The 6,826-nt window shown below is 66.8% G+C and carries 7 protein-coding genes; all 7 read right to left on the bottom strand.

All coding sequences use genetic code 11. From position 1 onward, the window contains the following. Positions 1–140 precede the first annotated feature (140 nt). Positions 141–1,034: a hypothetical protein gene (locus tag RUMESO_RS09350; RefSeq protein ID WP_037279842.1), complete on the bottom strand. Its 894-nt coding sequence runs from the start codon at positions 1,032–1,034 to the stop codon at positions 141–143. Then, a complete protein-coding gene (locus tag RUMESO_RS09345) occupies positions 1,015–2,256 on the bottom strand; it encodes a hypothetical protein (protein WP_037279841.1) in 1,242 nt (413 codons plus the stop codon). The genes RUMESO_RS09350 and RUMESO_RS09345 overlap by 20 nt, the downstream gene beginning before the upstream one ends. A 171-nt stretch (positions 2,257–2,427) precedes the next feature. Beyond that, positions 2,428–2,793 carry a hypothetical protein gene (locus RUMESO_RS09340; protein ID WP_037279839.1) on the bottom strand — a complete coding sequence of 122 codons (366 nt, stop codon included), beginning with the start codon at positions 2,791–2,793 and terminating at the stop codon, positions 2,428–2,430. Between the two features lie 111 nt (positions 2,794–2,904). Continuing rightward, positions 2,905–3,144: a hypothetical protein gene (locus tag RUMESO_RS09335; protein ID WP_245639212.1), complete on the bottom strand. Its 240-nt coding sequence runs from the start codon at positions 3,142–3,144 to the stop codon at positions 2,905–2,907. Positions 3,145–3,232: 88 nt separating this feature from the next. Beyond that, positions 3,233–4,426: a helix-turn-helix domain-containing protein gene (locus tag RUMESO_RS09330; protein ID WP_037279835.1), complete on the bottom strand. Its 1,194-nt coding sequence runs from the start codon at positions 4,424–4,426 to the stop codon at positions 3,233–3,235. Between the two features lie 546 nt (positions 4,427–4,972). After that, positions 4,973–5,401 carry a hypothetical protein gene (locus tag RUMESO_RS09325; protein WP_037279834.1) on the bottom strand — a complete coding sequence of 143 codons (429 nt, stop codon included), beginning with the start codon at positions 5,399–5,401 and terminating at the stop codon, positions 4,973–4,975. Beyond that, the gene (locus RUMESO_RS09320; protein WP_169791152.1) at positions 5,398–6,678 is read right to left on the bottom strand and encodes an NYN domain-containing protein; all 1,281 of its coding nucleotides are present in this window, start codon (positions 6,676–6,678) and stop codon (positions 5,398–5,400) included. The genes RUMESO_RS09325 and RUMESO_RS09320 overlap by 4 nt, the downstream gene beginning before the upstream one ends. Between the last annotated feature and the right edge of the window lie 148 nt (positions 6,679–6,826).

Below are 6,826 nucleotides of genomic sequence, written 5' to 3'. Positions count from 1 at the left end.
GGGGGGGGGGCGCGCCCGCCTCGACGCGGGCGGCGCGGCGGGGGCCCGCCCAGACGATGCTCAGGTGGCGCGCCTCGATGCCGTGGCTCACGCCCGCGCCCAGTAGCTGACGCACCCGTTGTTGGCGTCGGCAGCCGCGATCATGCGGTCGAGCGCGGCAACCGCGTCCTCAGGCACCTCGGCGGGGTCGAGTCGTCGAGCATCTCCGCAAAGTCGTCGCGCAGTGCGCGCAGGCCCGCGCGCCGCGCGGGCCCGTTCGCGCCCTCGAGGTCGAGCGTAAGCTTCGGCAGCACTTTGTGGAGCGCGACGTTGTTCATTGCGGCGAGTGGCCCAATCCCCGCCACCGCGGCCTGGCGCAGGTAGTGCGCCCCCTGACGCACTGCTCGCAGGCCGAACTCGACACCCAGGGGCTCGAGCCGGTCGCGGGCGAGCGCAAGGAGTCGTGCGACGTCCGCGTTGTCGCGGTCGAGGGGCGGGTACTCGCCACGCTCGCCAAGGTCGGAGGCCGTAAGCCGCAGCGGTTCGACCCCGTCGGGCCCGCCGTCCGCCACCCAGGTCGCGGCCTCGGCGTCGAGGCCTGCCCAGTCGGCGAGGACGGGGTTTGGCACGCGCAGAACGTGCGCGCGATCCAGGATCTTGGGCGACAGCGCGTGCGTGGTATCGTCCACGTTGATCGTGCCGACGAGGCGCAGATTGGTCGGGAAGGGCAGCGACGGCGGCACAGCGGCGGCGCTGCTCAAGGCTCGTCGCAACCGCGCGTGCTGCGTCAGCACCGTGTCGGCCCCCGCGAGACCTGTGAGGCGGTGAAGCGCGTCGTTCGCGCCGCGATCGAGCAGGATGTCGGCGAGCGTGGCGTTATCGGGTAGCCCTGCGAGGCGCCGCGCCTCGGCCTCGAGGGCGAGGAACAGGCGCTGGTCGGCGACCGCGTCGCGCTGGCCATCTTCGGCCTGGAGGCGGATCGCAGGCGGGGCGCGGCGGTCCTCGAGGAGGCTCAGGAAGTCGGCGAGGTAGTGCTCAACGCGGGCGAGGTTCATCTCGTCGAGGCAAAGGAGGAAAGGCACGTCGGGTTCGCGCGCGGCCGCGAGCAGCGCCTCGAGAAAGGGGGTCGAATGGTAGCGACCCTCGATGGGGTTGTAAAAGCCGAGAAGATCCTCGGGGCCAGTCCAGTTGGGCTTGACCGGGACGACGGCGCAACGACGCGCCGATGGCGGCGGCGAGATGGCGCACAAGGCTCGACTTGCCCGCCCCGGGGTCGCCCGCGAGCACGACGAGGTCGTGCGTGCGCAGGCAGGCGAGCACATCGCGCAGCTGCGCCTGGCCGTAAAGCATGTCACGCCGCCGCGCGAAGGCCTGCACGAAACCCGCGACCCGCCCGAAGTCGCCGCCGAGCGCGTCGGTAAGGCTCGCGCCGGGGCGGTCGTCCGGCGGCGCCTCGTCGGCCCCGAGCGCGCGGAGCTGGTCCTCGTCGATGAGGTCGAGTGCGAGGAGCCGCTGCCCCCGCTCGCGCATGAAGCTGGCCAGCCGGCGTCTTCGGTCGTCCATGTCGGCCCTGCTCCTCTCGATCTCCGCCTCGACGGCGACGAGCCGCCGCTCGCCTGCCTCAAGCCGCGCCTGCGCCTCCTCGGCGGTGCGGACAACGGCCGCACGCTCGCGCTCGGTATCCGCGAGCGCGCGCCTGGCGGCCTCAAGCCCCGCCCGGCTGCGCCCCGTTTCCTCGGCGAGCCGCGCCTCGACGGCCTCGCGCGCGCCCTCGGCCACGAGGCGCGCGCCAGTCACGCCGGTGACGCGGAGGTTCCACTCGTCGGGCACGGCCGCGAGGCGGCGCAGGCTCCCCGGGCGGACCATGCAGAGGTAGGGATTGGCGTGCTTCTCGCGCTCGGCGGCGGGTGAGGGGTCGAGCGCGGCCATCATCCAGGCCCCGTCGCCCGAACCTCCGGGCAGCGCGTCGACGCGGCGGGCCTCGGGCTCGGGCACGAAGGCGGCGGAGCCGCGGGTAGCCGGCGGCGGGTAGAGGAGGGGCTGCCCGGTGTCGGGATGCACGAGGTCCTCGAGGAAGGTGACGGTCGCAGGCCCTCCCGCGGCCCCGCCGCGCGGCTCGTCGAGGCGTCGCGCGCGCAAGCGCGTGCGCAGTCGGCCGACCACGCAGAGGTTGGGCTCGAGTGGGATGTGCCAGGCCTTACCAAGCTCCGCGAGCAGGGCGGCGTCAGCAGCGGCCTCGTCTGACCTTCGGTCCCTCTCGCCACGCTCCTGCCGCACCGCTCAACCCCACGCCCTTGTGCCGCCACTCGAAGGTGGACCTCGCGGCGAGGCAACCCCTTTCTGCGGACGTAAGGACGGAAGGAGGTCGCCTGTGAGGCGCCGGACCCACGTCCCGCCAGCTTGTCCGTTGAGTTTCACGGACCTCAGTTGCGTCTGTTGAGGGATGCCTCAGGCGGCCTGCTTTACATCGAGCTCGAGCATGATGCCGATCTCAGTAGCCAGCCAACCGAGGAAGCAAAGAAAGTCCTCCTGCCGGCCCGTACCAGTGAACTCCCCGAAGACCCGGTTCGAGCTGTCCACCCGGAGCACCATGGCGGAGCCCAAGCCGCCGACCTTCTCGAGAGTCGTCTTCATCGCGAGGATCAAGCTCTTCTGATCGGGATATACGGGCTTTCCGCTGTCATCCCTCGCGGTGGCCGTCTTGATGGCGCCACCGTCTCGGCCGTAGGTCAGGCGAAGGACCGTGAAGCCTCCGACCTCGGCCCTGTACTGCGTCCTAGCGAAGTGAAACTTGCTGGACTCGTAGATCTTCATGGCTTAGTACCTTAAATGCACGGCCCGTCAGGAACCTGCTCTCCGGCTCTCTGTTCGGGATGTTTCGGGGACGGCGTCTGGATCCAGGCTCGCTCGAAGCGAGCCTTTCGCTCAGTGATCTCGGATCGAGACCTGAGGACTGTGGCGCGCCCGCCGGCGCGTCTCCGCGGCTCCGTGGTAGCAGGTCACCACGGTGCCCTCGGCGCTCACGATCGCACAGAGCTTTGTGGCGGCCGCGAGGATCTCGTCATCCACACCGGCAGCTCTCAGCTGCTTGGCGGTCCTGTCGAGGAGGCAGTAGCGCTCGCATCCGCCGATCGTCTTCAAGGGGTCGCCGTGCAGGAGGAGCATGTCCAAGATCTCGACTTGGATGCCACGCTGCGCCATGCGGGTGCTGGCATGGCGGCTGAGCGAGAAGGTTCCGGCAACGGGAGCGCGTTCATCGGGCCTGCTCCCGGAACTGATCCTTGCTGCCGGCGCGGTGAAACTTCAGCGTCTCGAAGCGCTGATAGATCGGATCGGTAAAGGGCAGGAAGAAGACGCGGGCGCCGTTTTCGGATTCCGCGGCCTTCTGCTTGTATCCGGGCAGGGTCTCGTCGTTGATGTGGCGTTCTTCGTCGTACGGGTTGGCGTTGAGCACCTCCTTCAACTCGGCGCCGTACCAATCCGGATACCAGCCGTCCGGGTGGCAATAGTTCGCAACAATCTCGTCGTATTCGCGAGCCAGATCGGGGTGGCGCTCCTCATAGAACGCGCGCCAGGCATCGAGCTTCGCCAAGCTTTCTGTGCGTCTCTTGGCCAGCGCCTTCCTTCGCGCGCTGTCGGTCTGCTCAAGCTCCCGGCGCAGGATCGCGACCATCGCCTCGACGGTCCTGACGCCATCCTTCTCGAACTCGGCCCAGCACTTGGCGAAGCGGATCTGGCCCTTCGTGATGGCTTCGATCAGCCTGTCGTCACCACCCGTGAGCGCCTGGAGCATAGGCACGTCCGGGATGAAACCGGCGGCGGAGGGGCTCTCTCCCGGGTCCGGCCTGACCATGTGCTGAACACTGACGTTAGCCTCGATCGTTCGGCAGAGCCTCGCGACGGCTAGGTGGAAGAGATTTCGCGTCTCCTCCTCCTCGATGTTCGCCGGCGGCAGGCCGAAGCACTTCCGCTCCTTTGCGGCGAGCTGATCTCGCATGAAGCCCTGTGCTTCTCGCACACTGCCATGGCGCTGGACGTAGAGGCCCAGGTCTTCGGTGGCATGAAACGCCGCGAGATCCTCATCCGGGACCCGCAGGGCATGGGCGGCTACGATGGAGAATAGGACCGGTGCCAACTCCATGATCTGCCTCTGGGTGACGCCGTAACTCAGGCTCAGGATCTCGTAGGCGTTGTGAGAGGCGACTGATACACGAGCCCCGATGCTGATCCCGTCCTGACCATCCTCCGCGAAGCTGGGGTCGAAGTCCTGAGGCTTGCAGCCGAGAACCTCTGCGATCCGTGGCAGGTCCTTGCTCTTGGGCGGGTTGCCCCCATTGAGCCACCGGCTCACCGTGCGTTCCGTCTTCCCGGTCTGTCGCGCAAGGAAGCTCCGGCTCTTGCCCGCCTCCTTCAGTTTCGTGCGTAGAAGTTCGGCTTTGAATGCCATCGGTCTCATCCTCGTCCTGTCGGCACCATAAAGAGCGACAAAACCTCATGTGAACAGATGTCATTTTCTGTCCTTCGAGACCCGCCAAACCTTCCAAATTCGGCGCCTTTGGCGTTCTCGACGCGAAGCTCAGGACATTCAGAAGGACATTTCGGCTTGTCGCACACCTCTGACTTCCCATGACCTGATTCGTCTTGGTGTTTGCGTGTCACGCGCATTGAAGTGGGCCGCCAGCTGTCTGAGGCCCTCAGCGCCTGTGGAATGGCCCCGGTCGAGCCTGGGCAGCGGATTTCTGATCATGGTCCAGCAAGCACGCTCGCTCGGTCTTCGACCCAAGCCGCTTGGTCACAACGGTGATCCTCGGAGGTCAGGACCTTTGCCGAGCCGTTGTGAGCTTTGGCCATGAGATGGTCCGGGCGGTCGCCCTGGAGCAGGCGATACCAACTCTCGTTCAGTACCGGCTGCTGGCGCCCGCTGCCTGAACGACCAAGGGCCATGCTGAAGCATGGCCCTCCTTCGTCTAGAGTCTTAGCTCGCCCAAGCCGCTCAGTGTTCGTCGACCAACAGGGAGCTCAGGTTCTTTCCGGCGTCCCCAAGAACTCTCAGGCTCGCTGGTTCGGTCGGCAGCCCCTCCTCCGTTCCAGCGCCCTGATGATCGGGAGGAACTCGCAGGAGCTGCGCGATCAAGGGGGCATAGACCTCCATGGGGCCACCGAGCGCATTCCGGACGCGGTCTTCGAGCGCAGCTCGGAGTATCTTCCGGAAGTCTGCTTCCGTGACGCAGGTCTCACCAAAGACGGCGCCCTGACGCCAAGCGCTGGCCAGCAACGCCCCGATGTGCCGGCGTGGAAGTCGGTCGTCCTCAGGCAGCCGCCCTTGATCGACGGCCGTGTGGAGACGGTCCCTGATCTGGGCGCTGAGGGGGTTCTGTTCCGTCACGCCTTCCTGGATGAGCCGGACGGCTTCCGAGATCACACAGGTGATCTGATCGGGGGTGAGGGGCGGCCACCCCACAGCATCGAGTTGTCGCAGGAAGCGGGCGAGTTCGGTGAAAAGACCGGTGGCATCCGTCTCCCGCTGCGCCGGATCGGGTGCCGTGTGCCGGCGGGGATCCCAGACGAAGAAGCCCGCCGACATGAGGCCCGGGCGCTGAGCCCGATGGATGAGGCGCGCGAGGCTGCCCGCGCCGAACCAGTTCGTCGTGCGGAGGATCTGGCCATGCTCCTTGGTAAGCTTGGTCCCCAGAGCCGATCCGAGCAGAGGTTTGTCCGATCGAGCGAGCTCCTGCTCGATGAAGTCGAGAACTTGGCCCGCGTTGGGGCCTCAAGGATGGCGGCCGGGAGGTCGGCGCTGTCCGGCGGGATGGCTCCCGGTGCCACCACCTCGTCTGCGGGCGCAACACCGATTCCATGGACCCCATCACGCAGCTTCCGCGCGTAGGAGCCCGGACGTGCCTGAAGAGCGGCAGAAAGCATGGCATTCAGCTTACCCTGGCCCAGCCACTGGCTGTCCGCGAACTCCGGCTGCTCGGCCAGAAGGATCCGAGCGACCTCGCTCGTGGGCGTCCACCCCTGCTTGCGCACATGAGCCTCGAGGATCTCGGCCGCGCGGCGGAGTGGAACAGAATTCGGAGGCGGCGGAGCCAGGGGGAGGGGCAAGACCTTGGCGACACTGGTCTCGTCGAACTTCGTGTCCGTCGAGACACCAAGCGCATTCTCCAGGAAGTCGTCGACCTCGAAGGCGTAGGTGGCCGCGCTCTTGAGCGGGCGCGCGGTCAATGGGGTGGAGAGCACCGCCGTCTCGCGATCGTGCGCCCGGAGCTTCTGCAGGACGGGGGTGAAGTCGGCATCCGCTGAGAGGATGATGAACTCATCGAAACGGGTTGGGTGGTCGAGGGCATCGACGATGTCGAGAACCATCCGGATGTCGGCCGAGTTCTTGCCCATCCCGGTGAGCGAAGGACAGTCGATGGTCTCCAAGCCGCAGTAGGTGAAGTACTTGCGGTAGGTGCCGAAGCGGTCAGGGTTCATGTAGACCCGCCGCAAGAGGATGCGTCTCTCGTCGCGCGCCTCATCATCGACATGGCCGGCGGCCTCGAACCAGGGAAGCCAAGTTTCAGGGCTGGTGGCAAAGCGCTGCGCGCCAACCTTTGAGGTCGGCTGAAGACCAAGAAGGACGTTGTCGAAATCGACGAACAACGCTGACCGCATCACCATGAAACCTCCACCATCCTGTTCGCGCCTCAGGTCCACGACCTCTGCCGAGGTCATCTGACTGAGTGGCCTGGGACGGAGCAAGATGCCGCGCGCGACCGGTGCGACCTACGGGCCGACTTGGGTCCAAGGATCTTCGGCACCGACACATCCCGGCTGAGCCTCCATGCTCCATCATCGATGTTGG

It is taken from the genome of Rubellimicrobium mesophilum DSM 19309, from assembly GCF_000600335.2.
Lineage (GTDB): Bacteria > Pseudomonadota > Alphaproteobacteria > Rhodobacterales > Rhodobacteraceae > Rubellimicrobium > Rubellimicrobium mesophilum.
Note: the sequence above shows the minus strand (reverse complement) of the source record. Positions and strands in the feature narration are given on the sequence as shown.